The organism is Peiella sedimenti, assembly GCF_030504955.1.
Taxonomy (GTDB): Bacteria; Pseudomonadota; Alphaproteobacteria; order Caulobacterales; family Caulobacteraceae; genus Brevundimonas; species Brevundimonas sedimenti.
This window is the reverse complement of the sequence record NZ_JAUKTR010000001.1, coordinates 441,835-468,014: the sequence shown is the minus strand read 5'-3', so window position 1 is coordinate 468,014 and position 26,180 is coordinate 441,835. Positions and strand designations below refer to the sequence as shown.

The window sequence follows — 26,180 nt, the reverse complement described above, 5'->3', positions numbered from 1 at the left end:
AGGCGAGGCGTTGGTGGACCACGGCCGGATGACGGGCTCGCCAAGGGCCGCGACAAGCCCCCGGCCCTCGCGTCACGCTGGCCTTAGAGCGCGTCTCGCGCTTTTTCAACCGGCAAGGCGCAAAAGCTACGGCCTAGCCGTTTGCATCGCCCTGCCCTATCTCGGCGCCATGCTCATCCTGCTGTCGCCCGCCAAGCGTCTGGACTTCACGCCCGCGCCCGAAAGCCTGCCCCTGACCCAGCCCGTGCTGCGCGAGCAGACGGCTCAACTGGCCAGAACCACGCGGCGGCTGACCGCGCCGGACCTTAAGCGGCTGATGCACCTGTCCGATGACCTGACTCGATTGAACCGCGAGCGGTTCCGCGCCTTCGACCCCGAGTCGGAAGAGGGACTGCAGGCGGCCCTGGCCTTCGCCGGGGACGTCTATCAGGGGCTGAGGGCGCGCGAACTGGATCGGCCCGCCCTGGAATGGGCCCAGGATCGCGTGCGCATCCTGTCGGGCCTCTACGGCGTGCTGCGCCCGCTCGACGCCATTCAGCCGTACAGGCTCGAGATGGGCACAGCCCTGCCGACCCGCCGCGGCAAGAGCCTCTACGCCTTCTGGGGCGACCGCATCTCCCATCGGCTGAACGCCGATCTGGAGGGTCATTCGGACCCGACCGTCGTGAATCTGGCCAGCCAGGAGTATTTCGGCGCCGTCGATCGCAAGGCGCTCAAGGCCCCCGTCGTCGAAATCCGCTTCCTCGAGGAGAAGGACGGCGAGGCGCGCGTCCTCTCCTTCTTCGCCAAGCAGGCGCGCGGCCTCATGGCGCGCTGGGCCATCGAGCGCCGCGTCGAGCGGGCCCAGGACCTCAAGGGCTTCGACGCCGCGGGCTATCGCTTTGCAGCCGACCGGTCCTCGGATCACGAATGGACCTTCACGCGGCCCCAGCCTGCGCCGAAGGCTTAGTGGGACGCCTCGCCAAGCCGCGACCCAGGCTGTAGGCTTGCTCCGCAAACCCTTTCCTGAATCGACCGGACGGCTCTCCATGTTCCAGTGGCTGCGCAAAAGCCAGACTCCCCCGCCCCGCCCCCTGCCCGAGCGCGCGCCGCACGCCCGGCCCGCGGACGCCGAGGAGCTGCGCGGCCAGGTGGCGGTCATCACCGGCTCGACCTCGGGCATCGGCCTGGCCTTCGCCCGCGCGCTGGCCGCTCGCGGCGCCGATGTCGTGCTGAACGGCCTGGGCGACCCGGCCGAGATCGAACGCGCCCGCGCCGAGATCGAGAGCGGCTACGGCATCAACGCCCGCTATCACAACGCCGATATGCGCCGGGGCGACGAGATCGCCGACCTGGTCGCCTTCGCCCGGCACGAGCTGGGGCGGCTGGACATCCTGGTCAACAACGCCGGAATCCAGCACGTGGAAGCCGTCGACAAGTTCCCCACCGACAAGTGGGAAAACATCATCGCCATCAACCTGTCGGCGGCCTTCTACGCCATCCGCGCCGCCGTCCCGGTAATGAAGGCGCAGGGGCGCGGCCGCATCGTCAACCTGGCCTCGGTGCACGGCCTGGTCGCCAGTCCGTACAAGTCCGCCTACGTCGCCGCCAAACATGGAATCATCGGCCTGACCAAGACCGTCGCCCTCGAGGTCGCCGAGCATGGCGTCACCTGCAACGCCATCTGCCCCGGCTATGTCTGGACGCCCATCGTCGAGAAGCAGCTGAACGACCAGATGCGCACGCGCGGCATGGGCCGCGACGACGTGATCAAGAAGGTCATGCTGGCGGCCCAGCCCACCCGTCGCTTTGTCACCACCGACGAACTGTCTGGGATGCTGGCCTATCTGGTCTCGGACGCCGGCGCCTCGGCCAACGGTCAGGCCTTCGTCATCGACGGCGGCTGGACGGCCGCGTGACAGGGGCGGCGCTCGCCGTTCTCGCCGCCCTGGCGGCGCAGCCAGCGCCCGCCGAGACTCCGGAGGATCGGGTGGCCCGGGCGCCCTTCGGGGACGTCACAGCCGTTGAGACCTGGCTGGCCGACAATCCAGACGAGGCCGCCGAGCATCGCCGCGCCGCCTATGCCGACCTGTGCGAAGCCCACGGCCGCGCCAGCCGCTATCGGGAGGCGCATCTGGCCTGTGCGGCGGTCCTGGCGCTCAGTCCTTCCCCTTCGCCCGGCGCCCTGCAATCGACCGCCTTCTGGCGCGCCTTGGCTGACGCGCCGCCGCTGGCCGTGACCGGACAGGTCGATGCTCCCCTGACGCCCCACTGGACCAACATGGGTCTGATCGATGTGACCGTGGACGGCCGATCGATGCCGTGGGCCGTGGACACCGGCGCCGAGGTGTCCGTCCTGTCCGAGAGCCAGGCCGCGGACCTGGGGGTTCGGCTCCTGGGCGACGATCTCAGCATCAGCGGCTCGACCCCCGGCGTGGCCGCGGGCCGCATCGGCCTCATTGACCGGCTGCGGATCGGCGAGGCGGAGCTGCGGAACCTACCCGTCTTCGTGCTGCCCGACGCGGCCTTGACGGTCCCGTCCATGGGCCCGCTGCCGCCGATCCTGGGCATGACCGCGCTCTATCCGTTCGAGCACGTCGCCTTTCTGGATGGCGGAACACACCTGCGTCTGGGCTTTGCCGAGGACGCCGTGCCGCCAGACCAGGGGGCCCAGATGACCTGGAATCCCGCCGGTTTCGATGTGGTGATCACCCTGGAGAGCGGCGGCGAGCTGGACCTCCATCTGGATACGGGCTCCAACGAAACGGAATTCCACGAACCTTTGGCCATGGAGCGGCTCAGCCAGGCGGAACAGAGGCGAATAGCGGGCGCGACCCGAACCTCCTTCGGAGTCACCGGATCGGTCGAGACGCAGGTTTCCACGGTCAGCGATCTGTCGGTCCGGCTGGGCGACGGCCGCTGCACCCTCGCGCGGGTTGTGCTCAGCCAGAACAGGGCCAACGCGCAGGGCCGCGCCGGCATGGATCTGGTGCGCGCGTGCGGCTCCGTACGGCTGGATTTCGCCAGCATGCGCGCCCAGGCGTTCTAGCCGCCCTCACCCGACCGCGCCGCCAGCGACGGCGGTTCTGAGGACAGCCGCGCCGCGACCTCCTCCGAGGCCCGCATCACGCGCAGCAGGTTGCCGCCCGTCAGCTTCTCCAGGTCGGCGTCGGACCAGCCGCGGCGGACCAGTTCGGCCAGCAGGTCGGGGTACTTGTCCACGCCGTTGAGGCCCTCCGGCAGGCTCGACACCCCGTCGAAGTCGCCGCCTATGCCCACATGATCCACCCCCGCCGTCTGACGCACATGGTCGATGTGGTCAGCCACGTCCGAGATGGTGGCGCTCGGTTGGGGGTTGGCCTCCAGCCACGGCTGCATGGCCGCGCCAAGGGCCGCCTCGGTCACGCCTTGGGCCCGCAGCCGCTCGCGCTCCGCATCCCGCGCCAGGCCCCAGGCGCGCACCGCCTCGGAGACGAAGCTGGGCACGAACGTCACCATCACCAGCCCTCCGTTCTCAGGCAGCCGCCGCAGGATGGCGTCGGGCACGTTGCGATTGTGGTTGGCGACGGCGCGCGCCGAGGAGTGCGAGAAGATCACCGGCGCCTGGGTCACGTTCAGGGCGTCGGCCATCGTGCTTTCAGAGACGTGGCTGAGGTCCACCAGCATGCCCAGCCGGTTCATCTCGCGCACCACCTCTTCGCCGAAGGGCGTCAGTCCCCCATGCCGCGGATCGTCGGTGGCCGAGTCCGCCCAGGCCGTGGTCGTGCTGTGTGTCAGGGTCATGTAGCGCACGCCCGAGCGGTGGAATTCCCGCAGCAGGCCCATCGACTCGGCGATGGAGTAGCCGCCCTCGATGCCCAGCAGCGAAGCGATCTTGCCGTCGCGCTGGATGCGCCGGATGTCCGCCGCCGTAGTGGCCAGCTCCAGGTCGCCCGGATAGGCCGCGATCATGCGCTTGGTCAGGTCGATCTGCTCGAAGGTGGCGCGCGCCGCCTCCAGCGGGGTCATTGAGGCGGGCACATAGACCGACCAGAATTGTCCCCCCACGCCGCCGCGGCGCAGCCGCGTGATGTCGGTGTGCAGGTCCGTTGCGGCGTCCTGATCCTGAGCCAGGTCGACCGCGGTCGGGTTCGAACCGTGGTTCTCGCGCAGGGCCCAGGGCAGGTCGTTGTGCCCGTCGATGATGGGCGAGCGGCGCAGCACCTGCTGCACCCGCCGCTCGATGGCCGCCTCATTCTGCGGCGCCGTCTGGGCCAGGGCGGGCCCAGCCAGGGCCGTCAGCAACGCGGCCACGGAGGCGCAGGTCGTCAGTCGCATCATCTCGAATCCTCCAGCTTTCACCATCCTAGACCAGACGCCCGCCTTTCGCAGGCGCGCCCGTCGCGCTAAGCCCCCCGGCATGAGCCTGGACCTCGACCTGGATGAAAAACGCGAGCTGGCCCGCGGCTGGTTCGAGACCCTGCGCGACGACATCTGCGCCGCTTTCGAGGCCCTGGAGGACGAGGCGCCCGCCGATCTCTATCCGGGCGCGGCCGGCCGGTTCGAGCGCACGCCCTGGACCCGCGAGGGCGGCGGCGGCGGCGTCGCCTCCATGATGCGGGGCCGCCTGTTCGAGAAGGTGGGCGTTCACGTCTCGACCGTGCATGGGACCTTCGCGCCTGAATTCGCGCGCGGCATCCCCGGCGCGGAGGAGGACCCGCGCTTCTTCGCGACCGGCATCAGCCTGATCGCTCATATGGTCAGTCCGCGCGTGCCGGCTGTACATATGAACACCCGCTTCATCACCACGACCCGGGCCTGGTTCGGGGGCGGGGCCGACCTGACGCCGCTGCTGGACTACCAGCGCGAGCAGAGCTTTCCCGACGCCATCGACTTCCACGCTGCCATGAAGGGCGCCTGCGACGGCTATGAGCCCGGCGCCTACGAGCGCTTCCGCGCTTGGTGCGAGGAGTACTTCTTCCTGCCGCACCGGAACGAGCCGCGCGGGATCGGCGGCATATTCTATGACCATCTGGACAGCGGCGACTGGGCCCGCGACTTCGCCTTCACCCGCGACGTGGGTCAGGCCTTCCTCGACATCTATCCCCAGCTGGTGCGCCGCCGCATGGCCGAGCCCTGGACCGAGCAGGAGCGCGAGGAACAGCTGATCCGCCGGGGCCGCTATGTGGAGTTCAATCTGCTATACGACCGTGGGACCTTGTTCGGTTTGAAGACGGGGGGCAACGTGGCCTCGATCCTCAGCTCTATGCCGCCGGTGGTGAAATGGCCGTGAGCGAGCCCGCGTCCGACAGTCCCGTCATCGTCATCAACGTCTTCACGGTCGCGCCCGAGAAGCTGGACGCCCTGATGCCCATGCTGGACCGGCTGGCCACGGCCCTGGCCAGGGCGCCGGGCTTCCGCTCGTGTCGCATGCATCGGGGCCTGGATGGCAAGAGCGCCGTAAACTACGCCGTCTGGGACGATCAGGACGCCTGGCGCGCCGCCACACGCCTGCCCGTCGTCGCCGACGCCATGGCGCCGATCATGGCCGTGGCGACCTTTCAGCCCCGCGCGTACGCCGCCGGCGCCAAGGTGCAGGCCGAGACGGACTGATCCAGAAAGCGGCCGATCCACTCGCCGACCATCAGCCGGTCGTTGGGATGCTCCAGGCTGTCCAGCGCCGCGTCCACCAGCCGGGGATCGACCCCGCGCGAGCGCCTGACCTCGACCAAGGCCCGAGCGTAGTCCGCCTCGAACTCTGGATGAAACTGGAAGCTGATGGCCGGGTGGTCTTCATAGGCCAGCGCCGCGAAGGGCGTGAACGCGCTGTGCGCCAGAACGCGCGTGCCCGGCGGTTGAACCAGCACCTGATCCTGGTGCGAGCAGGGTGAGGCGATGCGGTCCGGCGCGTCGGCCATCCAGTCGGGCCTGTGCGCGATCTCATAGGCGTGCCGGCCCAGGCCCCAGCCCACCGCCGCCTTCTCGACGTGGCCGCCGAAGGCGTGCGCCATCACCTGATGCCCGAAGCAGACGCCGACCAGCGCCGTTTCGCCGCGCGCCTCGCGCAGCCAGTCCATCAGGCGCTCGATCCAGGGATCGCCGTCATAGACGCCCGAGGGCGAGCCCATGACGCAGACAGCGTCAAACCGCGTCGGGTCCGGCGGCGGCGCCTCCTGCACATTGAAGGTGTGAAAACGCCGATACGGCGCGGCCAGGAGGGCCTGCATCATGGCCGGATAGCCGCCCGGCCATGCGTCCCTCAGTTCCGGCGGCAGAAGGCCGGTCTCCAGGATGGCGATGTCCATGGATTAAGCTTACCCGCCACGCCTTAAGAACTCGAAACCGTCTGCGCGGCGAAGGCGCGGGCGCCCTCATCGTCGAAATCATGCGCGATCCACCAGGCTTCGACGGCCCTCAGCACCTCGCCCATCCGGGGGCTGGGATCGAGGCCCATCGCCTTCAGATGCTCGCCCGTGACGGGGAAACGGCGCTCCGGCTCGGTCTCCACGCGGGCGGCCAGGGCCGCCAGCGCCTCGATGGGCTGCTCGCCCTGCGCCCAGGCCAGGACAGCCCGGTCTAGGAACGCCCGGCGTCCCTGCACATGCACCTCGCGGCGCAGGGTCCGGTCATCCAGGTCCATGCGCGCCTGCGGCGACGGCGCGAGCGCGGCCCCAAGACGATCAGCCTCGGCGTTCGACAGCCGAAGGGCGGCGATCACCGCCTCCACGTGGGCCTCGTCCGTCAGGGCCGCCAGCCTCAGGATGGGCTCGTGCGAGGCCAGTGCCGCACGTTCCAGCCGCGCCACGTTAGCGGGGCTATCCACAAGGGCCGTCCACACCCCAGCGTCAACCATTGAGGCGACGGCGGGCGTCGGATCTGGAGCCGCCAACAGCTTCAGCATCTCCTGCGTCACGCGCTCCTTGGACAGGCTGGACAGCCCGCCCCGCAGCGCGCGGCAGGCCTCCAGCCCCACGGCGTCCGCCTCCTCGCGCCCGTACCAGGCCTGGAAGCGGAAGAAGCGCAGGATGCGCAGGTAATCCTCCCGGATGCGCTGCTCGGCGTCGCCCACAAAGACGATGCGGCCCGCGCGGGCGTCCGCCACGCCGCCGCCGGTGGGGTCGAACACCTGTCCGGCCCGGTCGGCGTAGAGGGCGTTCAGACGGAAGTCGCGGCGCTGTGCATCCTCGGCCCAGTCCTGAGTGAAGGCCACGACCGCGCGGCGGCCGTCCGTCTCCACATCCCGTCGCAGCGTGGTGACTTCAAACGGGCGGTGGCGGGAGATCACCGTCACCGTGCCATGCTCGACCCCCGTCGGGATCGCGCGCAGACCCGCCCCCTCGACCGCGGCGATCACGCGCGGCGGTTCCAGCGTCGTCGCAAGGTCCAGATCGCTGACCGGCAGGCCCATCAGAGTGTTGCGCACGCAGCCGCCGACGAAGCGCACGCAGCCTGCGCCGCCCTCCGCCTCCAGCGCGTCCAACACGGCCGCGCAGGCGGGATCGTTCAGCCATTCCGCCTGGAGCACCGGCTCGCTCATCCCGCCTCCCGGGCCTCGTCGCCGAACAGGCGCAGCCATAGCGCCCGGATCATGCCGGCCGTGGCGCCCCAGATGTTCCGGCCGTCGTGCTCCATGGCGTAGAACCAGCGCTTGCCGCCGGCGATCTCGTAGAAGTCGCGCCGATGGTTGGCCGCGTCCATCAGCCAGGGCAGCGGCGCCTCAAAGGTCTCCGCCACCTCATCCGGGTTCGGGACGGGCTCGAAGGCCGGGTCCAGCCAGCCCACCACCGGCGTCACCAGAAAGCCGGTGCCCGTCTCATACACATCCGACAGGCCCAGCGGCTCGACGGCCTCGGCGGGCAGGCCAACTTCCTCCCAGGCCTCGCGCAAGGCGGCCTCGACCGGACCCTCGCCGGGATCGAAGCGACCGCCAGGAAAGGCGATCTGGCCGGTATGACTGCGCAAGGCGTCCGAGCGCCGGGTCAACAGCGCCATGACGCCCGACGGCCGCTCCACCAGGGGAATCAGAACGGCGGCGGGCCGCAGCGTCCGGCCCCGCATGTGCGCCAGGTCCGGGTTGAGATCGAAATCGGATCGCCGCGCCGTCAGGTCGGGCCGCCAGGTCTCGGGCCGGTCCAGCCGCTCGCTCAGCAGGCGACGCCAGGCGTCGGGGCTCACGCGGCGTCCCCCAGCGGGAACCAGACCCCGCCCGACCAGACCCCGCGCTCCCGGCCTCGCACCACCGACATCTCGACCAGTTCGTAGAAGACCGGCCGTGTCAGTCGCGCCTCCAGACCTCGCCGTACGTGCAGATAGGGCCGGGGCTCGTCGCCCTCGCCCAGCTCGACCCGCAGGCCGTTCTCGGGCCCGGCCCGCACCTGGTCGCCCACATCGGTGGTGAAGACCAGATCCTCGCCCTCGCGGTCCACCCGCACGGCCAGGAAAGGACTGTCCTCAACGGTGATCTTCAGCTTCTCGACCGGCGTGACCAGATAGATCCCGTCCTCGTCCTTGCGCAGCACCGTCGAGAAAAGCCGCACCAGCTCGGCCCTGCCGATGGGCGTGCCCTCGTGCATCCACACGCCGTCGGCGCGGATGACGATGTCGATATCGCCGCAGTGGGGCGGGTTCCACAGATGCACCGGCGGCAGGCCGCGCGCGGCCCGTCCGGCCGCCGCCACGCCCTCCAGTCCCTTCGGCTGCTGATCACTCATCGGTCGAACCCTAGAGCGAAAATGGGAGGAGCGTTAGGCGCTCGCCACCCGTCCCTTCGGCTGATCCGCTCCGCGCCACAGCAGACGCGCCGGATTGACCGGCCCGGGCATGTCCACGCCCTCGGCCCGCTCAAAGCCGAAACGGCCGAAATAGGGCGTATCCCCCACCAGCAGCACCCCGCCCGATCGCGCCTCATCGGCCCAGGCCAGGGCGGCCAGCATCAGGGCCTGCCCCACGCCCTCGCTGCGCAGATCGCCGGCCACGGCGATGGGTCCCAGGAACAGGGCGTGCGTCTCGCCGATCAGGATGGGCCACAGGCGCACTGTCCCCACCAGCCGCCCGTCCTGATGCGCACAGAACCCCGCCACCGCCTCCGACCCTTCGCGCAGGCGCTCGGCGGTCTTGGCGTAGCGGCCGGGACCGAACGCCGCCTCGACCAGGGCGTCGACCGCATGGGCGTCAGAAGGGTTTTCGGGAAGGACGCAGAGGGCCGCCGTGGCGGCCTGGGCAAGGCTACGCATGGAAACGAACTCAGTCGGCGACGGTGAAGCGAGCGGGCCGCTTCTCGATGAACGCCTGAAACGCCTCTCTGGCTTCGGGCCCGGCCATCTGGGCCGCGAAGACCTGTCCCTCGGCCTGCATCAGGGCCCACAGAGTCTCGGCGTCCCGCATCAGGCGCTTCGTCGCCTGGATCGAGCCCGGCGCCCGATCGGCGCAGGCGCGGGCGAAGGCCTCGGCTTCGGACTGCAGCTGATCAAGCGGCACGGCCTTGTTGACCAGGCCCCAGTCGGCGGCCTCGCGCCCGGTCACGACCCGCCCCAGCGCCAGCATCTCGAAGGCGCGACGGTGACCGATCGCCTCGGGCAGCAGGCGGCTCGACGCCGCCTCGGGCGCCAGGGCCAGATTGACGAAGGGGGTGGACAGAAGCGCGTCCTCGGCCGCCACCGCCAGATCGCAGTGCAGCAGCAGGGTGACGCCGATGCCGACCGCCCGGCCCTGCACGGCCGCCACCAGCGGCTTGTCGAACTCCGCCAGCGCCTTCAGGAAACGGAACACCGCCATGTCGGCGGCCGAGGCGCCGGACGCCGCCTGCATGGCGAAATCCATCATGTCGTTGCCGGCGCAGAAGGAATCCCCCTCAGCGCGGATCAGCACGCAGCGCACGGCCGTTTCCCCGCGCGCCGTCTCCAGCGCGGCGGCCATGTCGGCATACATAGCCTGGGTGATGGCGTTCTTCTTGGCCGGACGGTTCAGCGTCAGCGTCAGAACGCCGTCTGCAACCTCGACGCGCACCTCTTCGCCCATCGAAACAAGTCCCTTGAACGCATCCTCGGGTGGCGCGACAACTGGCCCGCCCTGGCGCGCTTGCCCCCGGCGCGCCCAACGCCTAGGGCCTTAATCCTAGGTTTCGAGAGGAAACGCAATGAAGACCAAGTCCAAGGTCACGACGTGGGCCGCGATCGCCGCCCTGATCGTTTTGGCCCCCCTGCCCGCGGCCGCGCAACGGCGCGCCCAGGCGCCCGAGCCGGAGGAAATCCGCACCCGCGCCGAGGTGGCCCTGGGCAAGGCCCAGATCGCCACCTGCACGCCCACCCTCACCAGCCGTTGGGGCGGTCAGGGCTCGGCGCTGGACGCCGAAGGCGTGCGGCGGGCCACCACCTTCTACGAGATGGTCTGCGAAGCGGGCCCCGGCTACATCATCGTCGAGCAGGGCGAGAACGCCACGGCGACGCCCTGCCCCGTGCTGTCCCTCGCCGCTCGTCAGGCCGAGGCCGCCGGCCAGCAGGCCGGCCCCACCTGCCAGCTGCCGCAGAACCAGGACATGGTCCGGGCCATCCAGCCGCTGGCCCGCGTCGCCGCTCCGGACTGCACGGTGGACGAAGCCCAGTTGGTGGGCCGCACGACCGATGGCCAGGACCGCTGGGAGATCAGCTGCGCCGGCTCGGACGGCTACTGGATCGAGGCCCAGGCCGGCGCCGCCCAGCCGGGCCGCGTGCTGACCTGCCTTCAGGTTCAGTCCGCCGGCGGCCCCTGCCCCATGACCACCCAGGCCGATCAGGTCGCCTGGGCGCGCAATCTGGTGGCCCAGACTGGCCGCACCTGCGAGATCGACGAGGTCCGCCACGTGGGCTTCAGCGACAGCGACGACCGCCGCTATTACGAAGTGGGCTGCGGCGCCGCGCCGGGCTTCATGATCCGCACCAACCTGCAGAACGCCTATCAGGCGGTGATCGACTGTTCGGCGGCGGGCGGCATCATGGGCGGCTGCACGCTGACCGACATGGCCGTCGTGGAAGCGGCCGTCACCAACGAGATGTCGCAGCGCCTGTCCCAGGCCGGTGGAACCTGCGCCTATCAGGATCACCGCGTCATCGGCCGCGACAGCAACCAGCGCACCGTGGTCGAGTTCAAATGCTCCGACCGCGAACTGGGTGTGATCGCCTTCCTGCCTGAGGCCGGCGCCACGCGTCCCGGCGAGGTCATGGACTGCATCCGGGGCGAGGGCCGCAGCGCCACCCTGGCCTGCACCCTGACGCCGCGGGCGGCCCTCCTGGCCCGCCTGACCCAGCTGATGACCGCGGACAACAAGCCCTGCGACGTGCGCGAATTCCGCGCGCTGGGCCTGTCGGCGGACGACGGCGACGTCGTCGAGGTGAAGTGCGGCGCGGGCGGCGGCTTTATCGCCGAACTGTCCCAGGACCGTCGCAGCATCGGCCGCGCCCTGACCTGCGAGGTCTCGGCCCAGCGTGGCGGCGACGCCTGCGAACTCTGATCTCCTGATCAGAGACCGAGCTGAGGGCCGCGCTTTCGAGCGCGGCCCTTTTCTTTTGCCCGGCGCGGGCGCAAGGCTTGGCCATGGCCGAGATCATCAATCTGAAGCGGGCGAAGAAGGACCGGGCGCGGAACCAGAAGCGCAAGGACGCCGCGGTCAACCGCGCAGCCCACGGCCGCACGGGCGCTGAGAAGACCTCGACCGAAATGGAGCGGGGACGCGCCGACCGCCTGCTGGACGCCAGTCGCCGGGACAAGCCCGAGGACCCGGCCTAGGCCGTCTTGGGCGCCCGCGCCAGCAGCAGCTGCCCGCCCAGCACCAGCACCAGCCCTGACAGGGCCAGCAGGCCGAAGCTGGCCCCTTCAAAGGCCACCGACATCAGCATGGCCACCGGCGGCGTCAGGGCCGAGATGTAGGACGCCAGCGCATAGCCGCGCGATCGCGCCAGCCCGAAGTAAAGGACGAAGGCCACCACCGATCCGAGGATCGACAGGTGCAGCAGCGACAGCACGTAGGACCAGCTGGTCTCGAAGCGCCACTCGATTCCGGTGATCAGGCCGTACAAAGCCAGCATGCCGGTCCCATAGGCCATGGCCCAGGCGGTGGCGGGCGCGACCGGCGCCCCCAGCTGCTGGCTTCTCCAGGCGCACAGGTTGCCGATGGCCGCCCCGGCCACGGCGATCAGGGCCAGGCCCACGCCCGTCGCCGCCTCGCGGTCGAAATCGGCGTTGGCCAGCTCGGCCCGGGACAGCACCGCCACCCCCGCCACGCCCAGCAGGGCGCCGCCCCAGGCCAGCCACGGCGCCTTGCGGCCCAGGGCCAGGCGAAAGGCGATCAGGTTCAGCAGGGCCAGGGACGCGAAGATCACGGCCACCACGGCGGACGCCACGCGCTCTTCGGCCCAATAGACGAAGGCGTAGTCGATGGCGAAGGTGAACAGCCCCTGCCCCGCCACCGCCAGGTGCTGCGCCTTGGTCAGCCGTATCTTCTGGCGGAACAGCAGCAGGCCCGCGAACAGGATCGCAGCCGCCAGGCCGAACCGATAGACGATCGACGCCACCGGATCGACGACCCCCAGCTGCAGGGTGATGGCGTACCAGGTGGTGCCCCAGATCACGCTGCACGCCAGCATGGCGAGCACGGCGGAGGCGTTGGCGGAAAGCTTCATGGCGGCCGCCTAACACCCGCGCTTGCTTCGGTCCCCTCACATCTTGCGATCAAAGGTGTCTAAACTCGCGGCATGAGCGGATTGCGCAAACGGTCGGTCAGCCTGTCGGGCCACGCCACATCGGTGGCCCTGGAGCCCGAGTTCTGGAGCCTCATCGAAGATGAGGCCGCCGAGCGCGATCTGCCCCTGGCCGCCCTGCTCATCGAGATCGACCAGACGCGCGGCCGGCGCTCCCTCGCCTCGGCCTGCCGGCTTCGGGCCCTGGCGCGGGCGCGCGCCCTGCCGCCCGGCTAGATTCTGCCCCGCAAGGAGGCCCAGATCAGCCGCAGCCGCTTCACGGCCTCCGGCTCAGTCACATCCCGTAGGGCCAGGTGCGCCACCGCCGGAAAGGCGGCGGCGGGCAGCGACTTCAAGGACCGGTTCACCGATGGCCGCAGCGCGTCCGCGGCCTTGGCCTCGCCGCTTCGGATGAGACCCCACAGGCGCGCGCCATCATCCAGACGCCCCGCCGTGGCGCCCAGCGCCTTCGCCGCCTCATCCATCAGACCGCCATACAGGACGCTCGGATCGGCCTCGCGGCCGTGCGCCTGATCGATCCAGGCGTCGAGCATGGTCTCGAACGGGGCCCGCGCCAGTCCACGCCGCGACACGGCCAGGGCCAGCGCCTCAAGCACCGGATGCCCCTTGCGCGGATCGCCGGAGAACACGCCGTCCAGGTGCTCGCGCCACCAGGCGTAGCGCATCTCGGCCAGCAGCGGCTGGCTCGTCTTGGCCGGGATAGCCCCCAGCTCGGCCTCGAAGGCGTAAAGCGCGATCAGGTCGGCCCGGCGATCAGCCTCGGCGACGAAGCGGCTGGACAGCCAGCGGTCGGGATCGGCCGTCCGGACCTGGGCGTCCAGATCGACGGGCTCGCGGGGGCCGGACATGAAAGAAGGGGCGCGATCGCTCACGCCCCTCCTCTAGCTTCTCGACCTTGTGCGGCGCTAGCCGACGATCGTCTGATACATGGCCATGGCCACCAGCATCGGCAGCGACAGCAGCATGTTGGTGCGGCTGAACAGCATGGCCGTCCGCGCCGCCTTGGCCTTGGTTTCGGCGTCGGCCTCGACGATGCCCAGGGCCCGCTTCTGGTTCGGCCAGATGAAGCCCCAGACGTTGATCATCATGATGATCCCCAGCCACATGCCCACGCCCATCAGGGTGTAGCCGCCGTCATAGCCGGCGTAACCGCCGGCGAAGCCCAGGGTCAGGGTCTCGGCCAGGTAGTCCGTCCCGCGCGCCCAGGCCACGGCCAGGCCCATGACCACCGTCAGCAGGGCCGACCAGCGGAACCAGAACAGGGCCTCCGGCGCGATGTACTTGGACACGGCCGGCTTCAGCTCGGCGGGGATGTCGGGCATCACCCGGATCTGCACGAAGTTGAAGTAGTACAGCAGGCCGATCCACAGGATGCCCAGCACCACGTGCAGCCAGCGGAACAGCGCCTGCCAGAAGCGCTCGTCAAACTCGGCCCCGCTGCCGAAGGCGTAGATCATCACCAGGGCCAGCGCGAGGCTGACCACCACGGTGTTGCGGAAGTTCGAAAGAATGCCGGCCATGGATAGCCCCTCCACAGAATCAGGTGGCGGCCAGCATAGGCCCTAACGGCTCCGCTAAAAACCGAAGGGCTCTAGGGTCTTTGATCCGGGTCTCAGGGCCGGCTGGCGGCGCCCAGCTTGACGGGTTCGGGCTCGTCCCCCGCGCCGCCTTCGCTGCGCTTGACCCCCCAAAGCAGGATGATCGGCGCGCCCACATAGATGGACGAATAGGTGCCGAAGATGATGCCGAAGATCAACGAAACCGAGAAGGCGAACAGCGTCTCGCCGCCCAGAATGGCCAGGGCCGCCAGCGCCATGATGGCCGTCACGCCGGTGATGATGGTGCGCGACAGGGTCTCGTTGATGGTCAGGTCGATGACTTCGCGCAGCGGCATCTTCTTGTACTTGCGCAGGTTCTCGCGCAGGCGGTCGAACACCACCACCGTGTCGTTCATGGAATAGCCGATCACCGTCAGGATCGCCGCCACGGCGGTCAGGGTGAACTCCAGCTTGAACAGGGCGAAGAAGCCGAACACCAGAATGGTGTCGTGCAGCAGGCCCGCCACGGCGCCCAGGCCGAACTGCCACTCAAAGCGAAACCAGATGTAGAGCATCATCAGGGCCACAGCGATGCCCAGCGCGATGATGCCGCCGCGCAGCAGCTCGCCCGACACCTTGGGGCCGACCACCTCGGTGCGGGTGAAGGTGGTGTCCTGTCCGACGACACCCCTGAGACGGTTCTTCACCTGGTCGACCTGCTGGGCCGGGTTCACGCCCTCGGGCGTCTCGAAGCGCACCATCACGTCGGTGGGGGCCCCGAACTGCTGCACCTGTACGTCGCCCAGATTCATGGCGCCCAGCTCGCCGCGCACCTCGCCCAGGTCGATGGGACGGGGCGAGGACAGCTCGATCAGGGTGCCGCCCTTAAAGTCGACGCCGCAGTTCAGTCCGCCGCACGGGCCCTTGAAGGGGTAGAGCGTCAGGAACAGCGAGCCCAGGACGCCGACGATCGACAGCACGGCCATGTACTTGGCGACGCTGACGAAGCGCAGGTTCGTCTTCTGCGGCAGAAGTTTGATGATCGGCCAGAAACGCATCTTGAGCCGCCTTTACGCGATGGGCAGGGCCTTGGGCCGCCGCAGGCGGAACCACAGGGCCAGCAAAATCTGGGTGATGAGCACCGCGGTGAAGACCGAGGTGACGACGCCGATGGTCAGGGTCCAGGCGAAGCCGCGCACCGGGCCCGCGCCGAAGAAGAACATGATCCACGCCGCGATCAGGGTGGTCAGGTTGGCGTCGATGATGGTCACCATGGCGCGGCCGAACCCGGCGTCCATGGCCAGGATGGGCGGTCGCCCGGCGCGGACCTCGTCGCGCATGCGCTCGTAGATCAGCACGTTGGCGTCCACCGCCATGGCCAGGGTCAGGATCAGGCCGGCGATGCCCGGCAGGGTCAGGTCCGCGCCCGTGACCGACATCACCGCCATGATGAGCAGGCCGTTGGCCAGAAGCGCGATGACCGAGATGCCGCCGAACAGGAAGCCGTAGGACAGGACCATGAAGGCCAGCACCAGCACGAAGGCCACCACCGTCGAGATCAGGCCGGCCCGCACGGCGTCGGCGCCCAGCTCGGCCCCCACGGTGCGCTGCTCCTCCACCGTCAGCGGCGCCGGCAAGGCGCCCGCGTTGAGCAGATTGACCAGGTCGGACGCCGTCTGGACCGAGAAGTTGCCGGTGATCTGGCCTGAGCCGCCGGTGATCGGGCTGATGATGGTGGGCGCCGAGATCACGCGTCCGTCCAGCACGATGGCGAAGCGGCGGTTCACATTGGCGGCGGTGACCTCGCCGAAGCGGCGCGCGCCCTGTCCGTCGAAGCGGAAGTCGATGGCCGGCCGCTGCATCTGATCGACGCCGACATTGGCGCGCGTCAGGTTCTCGCCAGAGACCAGCACCCGGCGCTTCAGCAGCAGGAAGGGCTCGCCGGGCTCGTCGGTCGGCACCACCATGGCGTCGGGCGGCACCTGCCCGGCCAGGGCGGCCTGAAGCGAGTTCTGCTCGTCCACCATCTGGAAGGTCAGGCGTGCGGTCTGGCCGATGACGTTCTTCAGACGCTCCGGATCGCTTTCGCCCGCCGCCTGGACGACGATGCGGTCGCGGCCCTGGCGGGTGATGGAGGGCTCCTTGGCGCCCAGCGAGTCGATGCGGCGACGCACGATCTCGATGGACTGCTCCACCGCGGCGCTGGCCTGGGCCTGAAGGGCGTCCTCAGACAGCTGCACGCGGATCACGCCAGGCCCGACCCGCTGCACGGTGCGGTCGCGCTGGCCGGTCTGGGCGACGAACTCGCCCATGTTGTTCAGCACGCGCACGGCGGCGTCGGTCTGGGCCGGATCGCGCAGGCGAACCACCACGCCGTGGCCTTCAGGCGTCAGGCCGGAAAAGCCGATGCGCTCGCGCCGGAAATCCAGGCGGATCTCCTCGACCATGTTGTTCAGCCGCTCGGTCGCCAGCGCCTCGGTGTCCACCTCAAGCAGCAGGTAAGAGCCGCCTTGCAGGTCGAGACCCAGATTGATCGTGTTGCTGGGCATGAAGCCCGGCATGCGCTCACGCACATTGGCCGGCAGTACGTTCGGCAGAGCGAACCAGACCCCCAGGGCCAGGGCTAGGACGACGAGGATGATTTTCCAGCGCGACAGCTGAATCATGGACAGGCGCCTTTGACTTCAGGCCGGAACGGAAACGGGATCAGGCCTTGGCGTCGTTGGCCGGGACGCCCTTGCCGCGCACCTCGGCGATCATGGAGCGGACCACGCGGACGTTTACGCCCTGGCTGACCTCGACCATGGCCTCGGCGTCCTCGATACGCGTGATTTTGCCGATCATGCCGTTGCTCAGCACGACCGTGTCGCCGCGCTTCATGGCCGCGATCATGGCCTGGTGCTTCTTCATGCGCTGCTGCTGAGGGCGGATCAGCAGGAAGTAGGCGAACACCACGAGCAGCAGCAGCGGCGCGATGTTGACCAGCATGGCCATCATGCCGCTCTCAGCGGGAGCGGCGCCGGCGGTCTGGGCGTAGGCGGTGGCGAACATGGAATCCCCGTGAAGTCTGCGGCGCGCGCAGGGCCGGTCCAGCCGCGCGCGAAACGAGGCCGGAAGCTAGGCGCTGCCCCCCGCTTTTGCAAACGCCGCGCGCGTTTTTCCTTAACGTCCCGGGAGCAGCGGCAGCGGGTCGACGGGGCGGAAGCGATCCGTTGGCGAGTTGCGCCGCCGGATCTCGAACTGGAACTGCGAGCGGCCGTTCGAGCCGGCCGCGGCGGTGCGGCCAAGCGTCTCGCCCGCGGCCACCTGCTGGCGCTCGCGCACGGTGACCGAGCCCAGCTGCAGATAGGCCGTGCCCCAGCCGTCCCCGTGATCGATCACCACCGTGGCGCCCAGGCCCGGAATGTCGCTGCCGGCATAGACCACCTGGCCCGCCGCCGCGGCCACGACCGCGGCGTTCGGCTGGGCGGCCAGGACGATGCCGTCGTTGCGCAGGCCCACGCCCGTCTGGCCGAAGCGGCCCACCACCTCGGCCCGGTCGACCGGCCAGCGGAAGCGCGGCGCGTCCGCGCTGTCGGTTGCGGCGGGCGGCGGAGCAGGCTGGGGCTGAGCCGGCGGCTGTTGCGGCGCGGGCCGCTGCACAGGCGGCGGCGTCTGGGCGGGCGGCGGAGCCGGCCGCTGCACAGGCGGCGGCGGTGTGACGGGGCGCTGGGGCGGCGTCGCCAGCGGCGTCGGCGCGGGGCCGGTGGCGTAAGGGTCGACGCCGTTGTCGATCACGCCCTCGGGCAGGACCAGCCGCTGACCGGCGCGCACGGCGCCCTCCGGGCCAAGGCCGTTCAAAGTCATCAGGGTGGCCACCCGCACGCCGAAGCGGCGGCCGACCCCCGACAGGGTGTCGCCCGGCTGCACCGTATAGGTCGATCCCGGCGGCGGCAGGGGCTGGCTCTGGGCGGGGGCGGCGGGGCGGGCCGGCTCGCGCACCGGGAAGGGCTGGGTCACCGGCGCATTGTTCAGGCGCGAGGTGATGTCCTCGGCCTCGTTCGCCGGGGCCTCATTGGCGGGGGCCGAGCCGTCAGCGGGCGGCGGGGGCGGCGGCGCGTCGATGGGCTGGGAGGCCAGGGCCGTATCGCGCGGCTGGGCCGGCGGCAGGGGCGCCAGCTCGGTGGCTGTCACGTCCTCGGTCGGAGCGGGAATGGGCTCGGGCTCATAGACCGGCTCGGCCTCCGTCAGCGGGGCCTGGGCGGGTGGCGGCGTGGGCGGCAGCTGATCCAGCCGCGTCGCGTAGCGGGGCGTCTGCGGAAGAGTCCCTCCGCACGCGGCCAGCATCAGGGCCAGGCCGCTGGCGGACAAAACGGCGGCTCTGGAAACAGGGGCCCCACGGCGGGTCATGCCAAACTCTCCCCTCACGGAATCGGAAGCGGTCAGAAGACTCCTTAATGGGCGCGAAAACATGGCCTCAAGGTTAACGAGATGTGACTTCGGCTCGGCCTCAGCCCTCCTTCGCCACCCCCTCGACCAGCGGCACGAAGCGCACCTCGCCCAGGCTCTCGCGCTTGAACGAGCCGTCGGGCTGCGCCGTATAGCGGTGCAGCACCTGCACCCCCGTGCGGCCCACCGGCGCCACCAGCACGCCGCCCGGCTTCAGCTGCTCCAGCAGGGCGTGCGGCTCGTGCGGCGAGGCGGCGGTGACCATGATGCGGTCAAAGGGCGCCTGCTCCGGCCAGCCCTCGCCCCCGTCGCCGTGCCGCGTGATGACGTTCTGGATGTCCAGCGCCTTCAGCCGCGCCTCGGCCTCGTTCAGCAGGCTGCGATACCGCTCGACCGTGTACACATAGCGCGCCAGCCGCGACAGGATGGCGCACTGATAGCCGGACCCCGTGCCGATCTCGAGCACCCGGTGCCGGGGCTGCACGTCCAGGGCCTGGGTCATCAGGCCGACGATGTAGGGCTGGCTGATGGTCTGGGCGCAGTCGATGGGCAGGGCCGCGTCATCCCAGGCCTGATCCAGAAACTGGGGGTGCACGAAGACCGAGCGGTCGATGCTCTCCATGGCCGCCAGCACGCGCGGGTCGGTCACGCCCTGGCGGCGCAGGCCCAGGATCAGGCGCGCCGCCCTCTGCCGGTTGATGTCCTCCGGCCCGGCCATGCTCACACCTTGGGTGGGGCGCCGCCCAGGACGCGCTTCAGCGTGCTGACGGTGGGCAGGTGCGTCAGGTCGATGTGCAGCGGCGTCACAGATATTTTGCCGTCCGCCACGGCGCGCAGGTCGGTGCCCGGCGCATGCTCCTGCGGCTTTCCGCGGAAGGCCATCCAGTAATAGTCCCGGCCGCGCAGGTCGGTGCGCTTGACCCCGTGCAACTCGCCCGCGTCGCGGAAGCCCTGCACCGTCACCTCCACCTCGCTGACCTGATCGGGCGGCAGGGGCGGGAAGTTGACGTTCATCACCACCCCGTCCGGCCAGTCCGCCTCGGTCAGACGGCGCACGACGCCCGGCCCGAACTGCTCGGCCGTGTCCCAGTGGGGCACCACCTCGTCGTGGAAGCGGGTCATGGACTGGGACAGGGCGATGGAGCGGATGCCCATGGCCATGCCCTGCAACGCCCCAGCCACCGTGCCGGAATAGGTGACGTCCTCGCCCAGGTTGTGCCCCCGGTTCACCCCCGACAGCACCAGGTCCGGCTTGTTCGCCTCGCCCATGATGTCGTTGACGGCCAGGATGACGCAGTCGGTGGGCGTGCCGGTGACGGCGAAGCGCTTCTCGCCCAGGGTGCGGACCCGCAGAGGCTCGGTCAGGGTCAGGCCCCGCCCCGCGCCGGACTGCTCGTGCTCGGGCGCGCAGATCCAGACGTCGTCGGTCAGGGTCCGCGCGATGCGCTCCAGGCTCTCCAGCCCCTCGGCCGTGATGCCGTCGTCATTGGTCAGAAGGATGCGCATGGGGTCCGGTTGCTAAATCGATTCAGCAGGCGTGTAGACCTTCTCCCCTCGGGGGAGAAGGCGGGCGAACTGCTTCAACGCCCGCCCGGCCGCTGATCCTCGGGCAGGAAGCCGCCGGTGGCGATCAGATGGTCAGGGTGCACGCACCAGACGCGCTCAAGCTGGTCGATGAACACCGCCACCTGCTCCGGATCGGACAGGCCGGCCACATGGCCGCTCAGCCCCCGGATCGAGGTTTCCGGGTCGGTTTCGTCTATGCGCACCAGGGCGAAGGGCGGAAACGGCGCCGGTCTCCAGGCCGCCTCGGCCACGCCATAGGCCGTCGCCGCATGATCCTTCGCCGACGCCACATCGGCGAAGTCGCCCTCCGCCTCCAGCCCCGCCTGATCGTGGCGCATGGCGATGAAGCGCACGCCGCCCTCGCGCGGCTGGATGCGCAGATGATGCGTGTCCGTGATGACGACGAGGTCGGCGGTCACGTCCTTCTCCCCTCGGGGGAGAAGGTGGCGCGCAAGCGCCGGATGAGGGGGAGGTCGAAGGCGTGAAGCCCTTCGATGGAGAGGTGGGCGGAGGGCGCCCCCTCATCCGTCAGCCTCCGGCTGACACCTTCTCCCCCGAGGGGAGAAGGATTCATTCCGCGCCCCCGATGTGGGTGACCCCGCCCATATAGGGCCGCAGGGCCGCAGGCACGGCGATGCGGCCGCCCTCGTCCTGATAGTTCTCCATGACCGCCACCAGGGTGCGCCCGACGGCGAGCCCTGAGCCGTTCAGCGTGTGGACGAACTCAGTCTTCTTCTCACCGGCGCGCTTGAAGCGGGCGTCCATGCGCCGGGCCTGGAAGTCGCCGCAGTTCGAGCAGCTGCTGATCTCGCGATAGGTGTTCTGGCTGGGCAGCCAGACCTCCAGGTCGAAGGTCTTACGCGCCGAAAAGCCCATGTCGCCCGCGCACAGCAGCATGCGCCGGAACGGCAGCTCCAGCCGCTTCAGCACCGCCTCGGCGCAGGCGGTCATGCGCTCGTGCTCGGCCTCGGAATCTTCGGGCCGCGTGATCGAGACCAGCTCCACCTTATGGAACTGGTGTTGGCGGATCAGGCCGCGCGTGTCGCGCCCGGCCGAGCCCGCCTCGGCGCGGAAACAGGGCGTCAAGGCCGTCAGCCGCATGGGCGTGGCCAGCTCGTCCTCAGACAGGATCTGCTCGCGCACCAGATTGGTCAGCGAGACTTCGGCGGTGGGGATGAGCCAGTGGCGCCCATTAAGCAAATCTAGGAGATCGAGCGGCATGTCCTTGGGCGAAACAGATCCGCTTGAGGCAAAGAACAGATCCTCCTCGAACTTCGGCAGCTGTCCCGTGCCGAACATGGCCTCATCGCGGACCAGGAAGGGCGGATTGACCTCCAGGTAGCCGTGCAGATCAACGCCTTCCGGCGTCGCGGTTTGCATATCCAGCATGAACTGGCCCAGGGCCCGTTCCAGCCGCGCCAGCTGGCCCTTCAGCACCGCGAAGCGCGCGCCGCTCATCCGCGCGGCGGCCTCGAAGTCGAGCAGGCCCAGCGCCTCGCCCAGGTCCGCGTGGTCCTTGGCCGCGTTCAGCCGCCCGGCCGGCAGCTTGCCCGCCTCGCCCCAGCGCGACTGCTCGGCGTTGGCGGTTTCGTCCTCGCCGTCGGGCACGTCCTCGGCGGCCAGGTTCTTCAGCCCCGCAAGCAGGTCGCGCAGCGCCCGGCCCTTGTCGGCCTCGATAGCCTCCTGCGCGGCGATCTCCCCCTTCAGGGTCTCCACCTGGGCCTTCAGCCGCTCGGCCTCTTCCATGTCCTTACGGCCCATGGCCGCGCCGATGGCCTTGGAGGCCGCATTGCGCTCGGCCAGGGCGGTCTGGGCCGCTGTCTGGGCCGCGCGCAGCTCGCGGTCCAGGCTCAGGATCTGCTCGACAACCTGGGCCGCATCCTCAACCCCACGGCGGGACCAGCCGGCCACGAAGGCTTCGGGGTTGTCGCGGATCGCCTTGATGTCGTGCATGGCCGGTCTCGTTTCAGGAATTCGCGCCTGTTTAGGGGGCGAGAGCCGAGAGGCCAAGCGCCTCGCCCTTTCCCCCCATTGCGCCGCGCCGAACCGTGCCGGCCTAGCGGATCGCACAGGCAAAGCGCTCGCCTTGTCCACGCCCCTTTCCCCCGGCGCATGATGGCGGCCGCCGCCGCGAACTGAACGGCAGGGTCTTTGACATCGATTTATCGGACGGATCGGACGCTTCGGACGAGTCGGACTGTTTTTTTGGAGTCCGGATCGTCGCCTGGTCAGGCCTCTTTCGGGCGCCGCAGCTCGATCAGGCGCACGCACCAGATCGAGATTTCGTAGAGCAGGATGATGGGCACGGCCAACATCATCTGGCTGATGGGGTCCGGCGGGGTGACGATGGCCGCCACCACGAAGACGCCGACGATGGCGTAGCGGCGCCCCTTGGCCAGGGCGCGCGAGCTGACCATGCCGGCCAGGCCCAGCAGGGTCACCACCACCGGCAGCTGGAAGCACAGGCCGAAGGCCAGGATCAGCGCCGTGACCAGATTCAGATAGTCGGCGATGCGGGGCAGCAGCTCCACCTCGACCCCGGCGCCGGTGATCTGCTGCGACAGGGAGAACCACAGCACGAAGGGCAGCATGACGTAATAGACTAGCGCCGCGCCAAGCGTGAACAGCACCGGCGCCGCCAGAAGGAACGGCAGGAAGGCGTTGCGCTCTCGCCGGTAGAGCCCCGGCGCGACGAAGCGGTACAGCTGAAACGCGATGATCGGGAAGCTCAGCACGATGGCGCCGAAGCCGGCCAGCTTCAGCTTGGCGAAGAAGGCCTCCAGCGGCGCGGTGAAGATGACCCGCAGCGGGTCGGCGTTGGGATCGGGCGGCGCGGCCGTGGCCTCGAACAGCGCCGTCAGCAGGGCCAGCGGCCCGCCGGAATGGTCCTCGCTGCTCCCGAAGATGTCGTTGGCCACCTTGAACGGGTGCAGCAGGAACAGGGACAGCTGCTCGGCGAAGTAGAAGCAGACCAGGAAGGCGGCGATGAAGGCCACGATCACGATGATCAGCCGCTTCCGCAGCTCGACCAGGTGTTCCATCAGCGGCGCGCGCGAGGCCTCGATCTCGGCCTGTTCGTCGGCGGAAAAGGACATGGCCTAGCCCTCCGCCTTCTTGGCGCGCCGCGGCTTGGCGGGCGGCGGCGCGTCAGGCGCCGGGATGTCGGGCGCCGGGGGCTCCGCCACGGGCGTCGGGGTCGGCTTGGGCGTCATGTCGAGGCCGGCGTTCACCGCGTCCAGCTCGGGGCTGAAGTCGACCGCCTGCATCTGGCTCTGGCGCAGGGCCTCGACCTCTTTCCTCAGGTCGTCCAGCTCGGACTGGCGCGCCATGTCGTCAAAGCTGGCCCGGAACTCGGCCGCCATCTTGCGCGCGCGGCCGACCACCTGGCCCACCTTGCGCAGCATGACGGGCAGGTCCTTGGGGCCGACCACCACGAGGGCGACGATGGCCAGGATGACGAGTTCCATTCCCCCGATACCGGGGCCAAGGCCGCCCATCGCTTACAGTCCTCCGGGCGCTCGGGGCGTCAGCTGTTCAGCTTGTCCTTTTCCGCGTCGGTGCGCGGCAGCGAGCTGGTTCCCTCCTTGGGACCGTTCTCATCGTCCTTGAGCCCGTCCTTGAACGCGCGGATGCCCTTGGCCGCGTCGCCCATGATGCTCGACAGCTTGTTGCCGCCGAACAGCAGAAGCACGACGGCGATGACGATCAGCCAATGCCAGATGCTGAAACCGCCCACGATGGTCTCCTAACCGGGCGCGCGCGCCCGAACTGAATCCGTTGCCGTCCATATAGGCCAGTCCGGGGCGGCGCGCCAACGGCGGATCGACGCGCCGCCCCTGAGGGCTACCACATCGGCACGCGGTCTTCCGGCGCCAGGTACAGGCGCTGGCCCGGCTGGACATTGAAGGCCTCGTACCAGGCGTCGACGTTGCGCACCGTCTGGGCGCGCCAGGGCCCGGGCGAATGCACGCCGGTCAGGACGGCGTTCCTCAGCGTCGGCTCGCGGTACTTGGAGCGGTAATTTTGCGCCCAGCCCAGGAAGACGCGCTGCGGTCCGGTGAAGCCGTCCAACACCGGCGGCTCCGCCCCGTTCAGAGACAGGATGTAGGCGTCGTAGGCCGCGTTCAGTCCGCCCGCGTCGGCGATGTTCTCCGACAGCGTCAGGGTCCCGTTCAGGTTCAGGTCGGGGAAGGCCTGATAGCCGTCATACTGGGCGGCCAGGCGGCGGCCCTCCTGCTCGAAGCGGGCGAAGTCCTGCGGCGTCCACCAGTTCCTCAGGCGGCCCGTCTCGTCGAACAGGGCTCCGATCGAGTCGAAGCTGTGCACGATCTCGTGGCCGATGACGCCGCCGATGGCGCCGTAGTTCACGGCCGGGTCGGCGTTCGGGTCGAAGAAGGGCGGCTCAAGGATGCCGGCCGGGAAGATCAGCCGGTTCTCCAGCGGCACGTTCAGGGCGTTGACCTGATGCGGCAGCAGGTACCACTCGTCGCGGTTCACCGGCTGGCCCAGCTTAGCCAGGTTGCGGCGGTATTCGAACAGCGAGGCGCGCTTGGCGTTGCCCAGCGGATCATCCCTGCGCACCTCCAGCTGGGAATAGTCGCGCCAGCGGCTGGGATAGCCGATCTGAACGCTGATGCCGTGCAGCTTGCGCTTGGCCTGAGCCTTGGTCTCCGGCGACATCCACTCCAGCCGGTCGATGCGGGCGTCAAAGGCGCGGATCAGGTTGGCGACCATACCTTCCAGCTGGGTCTTGGACTCAGGCGGGAACCAGCGCTCGACGTACATCTTGCCGACGGCCTCGCCGAGGGCGCCGTCCAGCTGGTTCAGGGCCCGGCGCCAGCGCGGCGCCTGCTGCGGCGTCCCGGCCAGGGTCGAGCCGTAGAAGGCGAAGTTCTCGTCGGCGAAGGCGCGCGGCAGGAAGGGCGAGGACCGGTCCAGCTCGTGGAAGGTCAGATAGTCCTTCCAGGTCTCCAGCGGCTGGGACCCTACCAGCCCGGCGATGCCGGACAGGGCGCTGGGCTGCCAGACCACGAACTCGCCCTGCGAGCCCATGCCCGCGCCCTGGAAGAACTGGCCCCAGTCCATGCCGGGCGCGCGGCGGGCGAACTCGCCGCTGGCCCAATGGTTGTTGCCCTTCTGGGGATCGTTGGTGTCCTCGGCGGTCCAGTGGACCGAGGCGATGGCGCTCTCCAGGGCCAGGATGCGACCCGCCTTGGCTTCGGCGTCAGGCACGCCCGCCAGCGTCAGGACGCGCGCGATGTGCTGGCGATAGGCGGCGCGCATCTGGGCCATGCGGGCCGAGGAGTCGAGGTAGAAGTCCCGGCTCGGCAGGCCCAGGCCGCCGGCCACGAGATAGGGCGAGACCTTCGATGGATCGTCGAAGTCCTGGCTGATCCACAGCCCGAAGATGCGGTCGGTATAGGTGTCGGTGGCGTTCAGCAGATCGACGTCCGCCCGCACGGTCCCGCCCAGGTAGCGCGAAAGTTGGGCCTTGTCGGAGAGGCGGTTGATGGCGTCCAGTTCGGCGCGCACGGGGGCCAGGCCCCGCTGCTCGATGCCCTGCTCGTCCATGAAGGCCGCGTAGAAGTCGCCGATCTTTCTCGCATCGCCTTCGGCCCGCTGGTTCTCTGCCGCGGCCTCGACCATTTCGCGTAGGCGGTCGTTCACCTTCAGGGCGATGCCGGCGAAGCTGGTGATGCTCGACCGGTCCGCGGGGATCTCGGTGTTCTGGACCCAGGTGCCGTTGGCGTACTGGAAGAAGTCGTCGCCCGGCTGGACGCTCCGGTCCATGCCCGCGGTGTCGAAGCCGAACGTGCCCAGATGCGGCGTCGTTCGACGCTCGGGTCCTCCGCCGCTGTCGGCGCAGCCCAGCGCCAGGCTGGCCAGGGCCGCGAGCCCTGCTGAAATCATCAGTCGTTTGAAGGTGAAAGCCGCCACGGGATACATCCTCCTGAACCAG

General features: G+C 69.6%; 29 protein-coding genes and 1 pseudogene. 8 read left to right on the top strand and 22 right to left on the bottom strand.

Going from position 1 to position 26,180, the window contains the following annotated elements:
- The first annotated feature begins 169 nt into the window (after nt 1-169).
- Genes yaaA through Q0812_RS02365 form a run of 3 tightly spaced genes read left to right on the top strand, consistent with a single transcriptional unit; the run spans nt 170 to nt 3,028 of the window.
- Entirely contained in the window at nt 170-949 is a 780-nt protein-coding gene (gene yaaA / locus Q0812_RS02375) for a peroxide stress protein YaaA (protein ID WP_302108697.1), read from the top strand.
- A gap of 37 nt (nt 950-986) precedes the next feature.
- Nucleotides 987-1,898: a 3-hydroxybutyrate dehydrogenase gene (locus Q0812_RS02370; RefSeq protein WP_302108696.1), complete on the top strand. Its 912-nt coding sequence runs from the start codon at nt 987-989 to the stop codon at nt 1,896-1,898.
- The gene (locus tag Q0812_RS02365; RefSeq protein ID WP_302108695.1) at nt 1,895-3,028 is read left to right on the top strand and encodes a retropepsin-like aspartic protease family protein; all 1,134 of its coding nucleotides are present in this window, start codon (nt 1,895-1,897) and stop codon (nt 3,026-3,028) included. Before Q0812_RS02370 ends, Q0812_RS02365 begins: the two co-directional genes overlap by 4 nt.
- Here Q0812_RS02365 and Q0812_RS02360 read toward each other — a convergent pair.
- Complete coding sequence (locus tag Q0812_RS02360; RefSeq protein ID WP_302108694.1) at nt 3,025-4,299, bottom strand: dipeptidase; 1,275 nt, start codon at nt 4,297-4,299, stop codon at nt 3,025-3,027. The two genes, Q0812_RS02365 and Q0812_RS02360, sit on opposite strands and share 4 nt — an antisense overlap.
- Before the next feature lie 79 nt (nt 4,300-4,378).
- Here Q0812_RS02360 and hemF point away from each other — a divergent pair, with 79 nt between their 5' ends.
- Together hemF and Q0812_RS02350 are read left to right on the top strand one after the other, a co-directional pair.
- A complete protein-coding gene (gene hemF, locus Q0812_RS02355) occupies nt 4,379-5,251 on the top strand; it encodes an oxygen-dependent coproporphyrinogen oxidase (protein ID WP_302108693.1) in 873 nt (290 codons plus the stop codon).
- On the top strand, nt 5,248-5,571 hold the full coding sequence (locus Q0812_RS02350) for an antibiotic biosynthesis monooxygenase family protein (protein WP_302108692.1): 324 nt from the start codon (nt 5,248-5,250) through the stop codon (nt 5,569-5,571). Before hemF ends, Q0812_RS02350 begins: the two co-directional genes overlap by 4 nt.
- Here the strand turns inward: Q0812_RS02350 and Q0812_RS02345 are convergent.
- From Q0812_RS02345 to Q0812_RS02320, 6 genes are read right to left on the bottom strand one after another with little or no spacing between them, the layout of a single operon-like run.
- Nucleotides 5,520-6,263, bottom strand: a complete 744-nt coding sequence (locus tag Q0812_RS02345) for a glutamine amidotransferase-related protein (RefSeq protein WP_302108691.1) — start codon at nt 6,261-6,263, stop codon at nt 5,520-5,522. The two genes, Q0812_RS02350 and Q0812_RS02345, sit on opposite strands and share 52 nt — an antisense overlap.
- A 23-nt stretch (nt 6,264-6,286) precedes the next feature.
- On the bottom strand, nt 6,287-7,495 hold the full coding sequence (locus Q0812_RS02340; protein WP_302108690.1) for a CCA tRNA nucleotidyltransferase: 1,209 nt from the start codon (nt 7,493-7,495) through the stop codon (nt 6,287-6,289).
- A complete protein-coding gene (locus Q0812_RS02335) occupies nt 7,492-8,133 on the bottom strand; it encodes an NUDIX hydrolase (RefSeq protein WP_302108689.1) in 642 nt (213 codons plus the stop codon). Before Q0812_RS02335 ends, Q0812_RS02340 begins: the two co-directional genes overlap by 4 nt.
- Nucleotides 8,130-8,669, bottom strand: a complete 540-nt coding sequence (locus tag Q0812_RS02330; RefSeq protein ID WP_302108688.1) for a DUF1285 domain-containing protein — start codon at nt 8,667-8,669, stop codon at nt 8,130-8,132. Before Q0812_RS02330 ends, Q0812_RS02335 begins: the two co-directional genes overlap by 4 nt.
- A 33-nt stretch (nt 8,670-8,702) precedes the next feature.
- Nucleotides 8,703-9,191, bottom strand: coding sequence for a GNAT family N-acetyltransferase (locus tag Q0812_RS02325; protein WP_302108687.1), 489 nt, complete (start codon nt 9,189-9,191; stop codon nt 8,703-8,705).
- 10 nt (nt 9,192-9,201) lie between these two features.
- Nucleotides 9,202-9,975, bottom strand: coding sequence for an enoyl-CoA hydratase (locus Q0812_RS02320; protein WP_302108686.1), 774 nt, complete (start codon nt 9,973-9,975; stop codon nt 9,202-9,204).
- A 118-nt stretch (nt 9,976-10,093) separates the two neighbouring features.
- Here Q0812_RS02320 and Q0812_RS02315 point away from each other — a divergent pair, with 118 nt between their 5' ends.
- Both Q0812_RS02315 and Q0812_RS02310 read left to right on the top strand, forming a co-directional pair.
- Nucleotides 10,094-11,443 carry a hypothetical protein gene (locus tag Q0812_RS02315; RefSeq protein WP_302108685.1) on the top strand — a complete coding sequence of 450 codons (1,350 nt, stop codon included), beginning with the start codon at nt 10,094-10,096 and terminating at the stop codon, nt 11,441-11,443.
- An 83-nt stretch (nt 11,444-11,526) separates the two neighbouring features.
- Nucleotides 11,527-11,718 carry a DUF4169 family protein gene (locus tag Q0812_RS02310; RefSeq protein WP_302108684.1) on the top strand — a complete coding sequence of 64 codons (192 nt, stop codon included), beginning with the start codon at nt 11,527-11,529 and terminating at the stop codon, nt 11,716-11,718.
- Here Q0812_RS02310 and Q0812_RS02305 read toward each other — a convergent pair.
- Nucleotides 11,715-12,611, bottom strand: a complete 897-nt coding sequence (locus Q0812_RS02305; protein ID WP_302108683.1) for a DMT family transporter — start codon at nt 12,609-12,611, stop codon at nt 11,715-11,717. The genes Q0812_RS02310 and Q0812_RS02305 overlap by 4 nt on opposite strands.
- Before the next feature lie 72 nt (nt 12,612-12,683).
- Here Q0812_RS02305 and Q0812_RS02300 point away from each other — a divergent pair, with 72 nt between their 5' ends.
- Nucleotides 12,684-12,905 (top strand): ribbon-helix-helix domain-containing protein, encoded by a 222-nt coding sequence (locus Q0812_RS02300; protein ID WP_302108682.1) that lies wholly within the window; start codon nt 12,684-12,686, stop codon nt 12,903-12,905.
- Here Q0812_RS02300 and Q0812_RS02295 read toward each other — a convergent pair.
- From Q0812_RS02295 to Q0812_RS02230, 14 genes and pseudogenes are all read right to left on the bottom strand, one after another.
- On the bottom strand, nt 12,902-13,537 hold the full coding sequence (locus Q0812_RS02295) for a squalene/phytoene synthase family protein (protein WP_302108681.1): 636 nt from the start codon (nt 13,535-13,537) through the stop codon (nt 12,902-12,904). The genes Q0812_RS02300 and Q0812_RS02295 overlap by 4 nt on opposite strands.
- A 57-nt stretch (nt 13,538-13,594) precedes the next feature.
- On the bottom strand, nt 13,595-14,209 hold the full coding sequence (locus Q0812_RS02290; RefSeq protein ID WP_302108680.1) for a urate hydroxylase PuuD: 615 nt from the start codon (nt 14,207-14,209) through the stop codon (nt 13,595-13,597).
- A gap of 92 nt (nt 14,210-14,301) precedes the next feature.
- Nucleotides 14,302-15,285 carry a protein translocase subunit SecF gene (gene secF, locus Q0812_RS02285; protein ID WP_302108679.1) on the bottom strand — a complete coding sequence of 328 codons (984 nt, stop codon included), beginning with the start codon at nt 15,283-15,285 and terminating at the stop codon, nt 14,302-14,304.
- 12 nt (nt 15,286-15,297) lie between these two features.
- Complete coding sequence (gene secD / locus Q0812_RS02280) at nt 15,298-16,893, bottom strand: protein translocase subunit SecD (protein WP_302108678.1); 1,596 nt, start codon at nt 16,891-16,893, stop codon at nt 15,298-15,300.
- Nucleotides 16,894-16,933: 40 nt separating this feature from the next.
- Nucleotides 16,934-17,278, bottom strand: coding sequence for a preprotein translocase subunit YajC (gene yajC, locus Q0812_RS02275; protein WP_302108677.1), 345 nt, complete (start codon nt 17,276-17,278; stop codon nt 16,934-16,936).
- A 111-nt stretch (nt 17,279-17,389) separates the two neighbouring features.
- A complete protein-coding gene (locus Q0812_RS02270; protein ID WP_302108676.1) occupies nt 17,390-18,616 on the bottom strand; it encodes a peptidoglycan DD-metalloendopeptidase family protein in 1,227 nt (408 codons plus the stop codon).
- A gap of 100 nt (nt 18,617-18,716) precedes the next feature.
- Nucleotides 18,717-19,373, bottom strand: a complete 657-nt coding sequence (locus tag Q0812_RS02265) for a protein-L-isoaspartate(D-aspartate) O-methyltransferase (RefSeq protein WP_302108675.1) — start codon at nt 19,371-19,373, stop codon at nt 18,717-18,719.
- 2 nt (nt 19,374-19,375) lie between these two features.
- The gene (surE, locus tag Q0812_RS02260) at nt 19,376-20,161 is read right to left on the bottom strand and encodes a 5'/3'-nucleotidase SurE (RefSeq protein ID WP_302108674.1); all 786 of its coding nucleotides are present in this window, start codon (nt 20,159-20,161) and stop codon (nt 19,376-19,378) included.
- A gap of 74 nt (nt 20,162-20,235) precedes the next feature.
- Nucleotides 20,236-20,640: a hypothetical protein gene (locus tag Q0812_RS02255; protein WP_302108673.1), complete on the bottom strand. Its 405-nt coding sequence runs from the start codon at nt 20,638-20,640 to the stop codon at nt 20,236-20,238.
- 151 nt (nt 20,641-20,791) lie between these two features.
- Complete coding sequence (gene serS, locus Q0812_RS02250) at nt 20,792-22,174, bottom strand: serine--tRNA ligase (RefSeq protein ID WP_302108672.1); 1,383 nt, start codon at nt 22,172-22,174, stop codon at nt 20,792-20,794.
- Nucleotides 22,175-22,449: 275 nt separating this feature from the next.
- Nucleotides 22,450-23,316: a twin-arginine translocase subunit TatC gene (tatC, locus tag Q0812_RS02245; RefSeq protein WP_302108671.1), complete on the bottom strand. Its 867-nt coding sequence runs from the start codon at nt 23,314-23,316 to the stop codon at nt 22,450-22,452.
- Nucleotides 23,317-23,430: 114 nt separating this feature from the next.
- Nucleotides 23,431-23,718 (bottom strand): annotated as a pseudogene (gene tatB / locus Q0812_RS02240) (Sec-independent protein translocase protein TatB); the annotation flags it as partial.
- A 29-nt stretch (nt 23,719-23,747) separates the two neighbouring features.
- Complete coding sequence (locus Q0812_RS02235) at nt 23,748-23,957, bottom strand: twin-arginine translocase TatA/TatE family subunit (RefSeq protein WP_302108670.1); 210 nt, start codon at nt 23,955-23,957, stop codon at nt 23,748-23,750.
- Nucleotides 23,958-24,064: 107 nt separating this feature from the next.
- Nucleotides 24,065-26,158, bottom strand: a complete 2,094-nt coding sequence (locus tag Q0812_RS02230) for a M13 family metallopeptidase (RefSeq protein ID WP_302108669.1) — start codon at nt 26,156-26,158, stop codon at nt 24,065-24,067.
- Between the last annotated feature and the right edge of the window lie 22 nt (nt 26,159-26,180).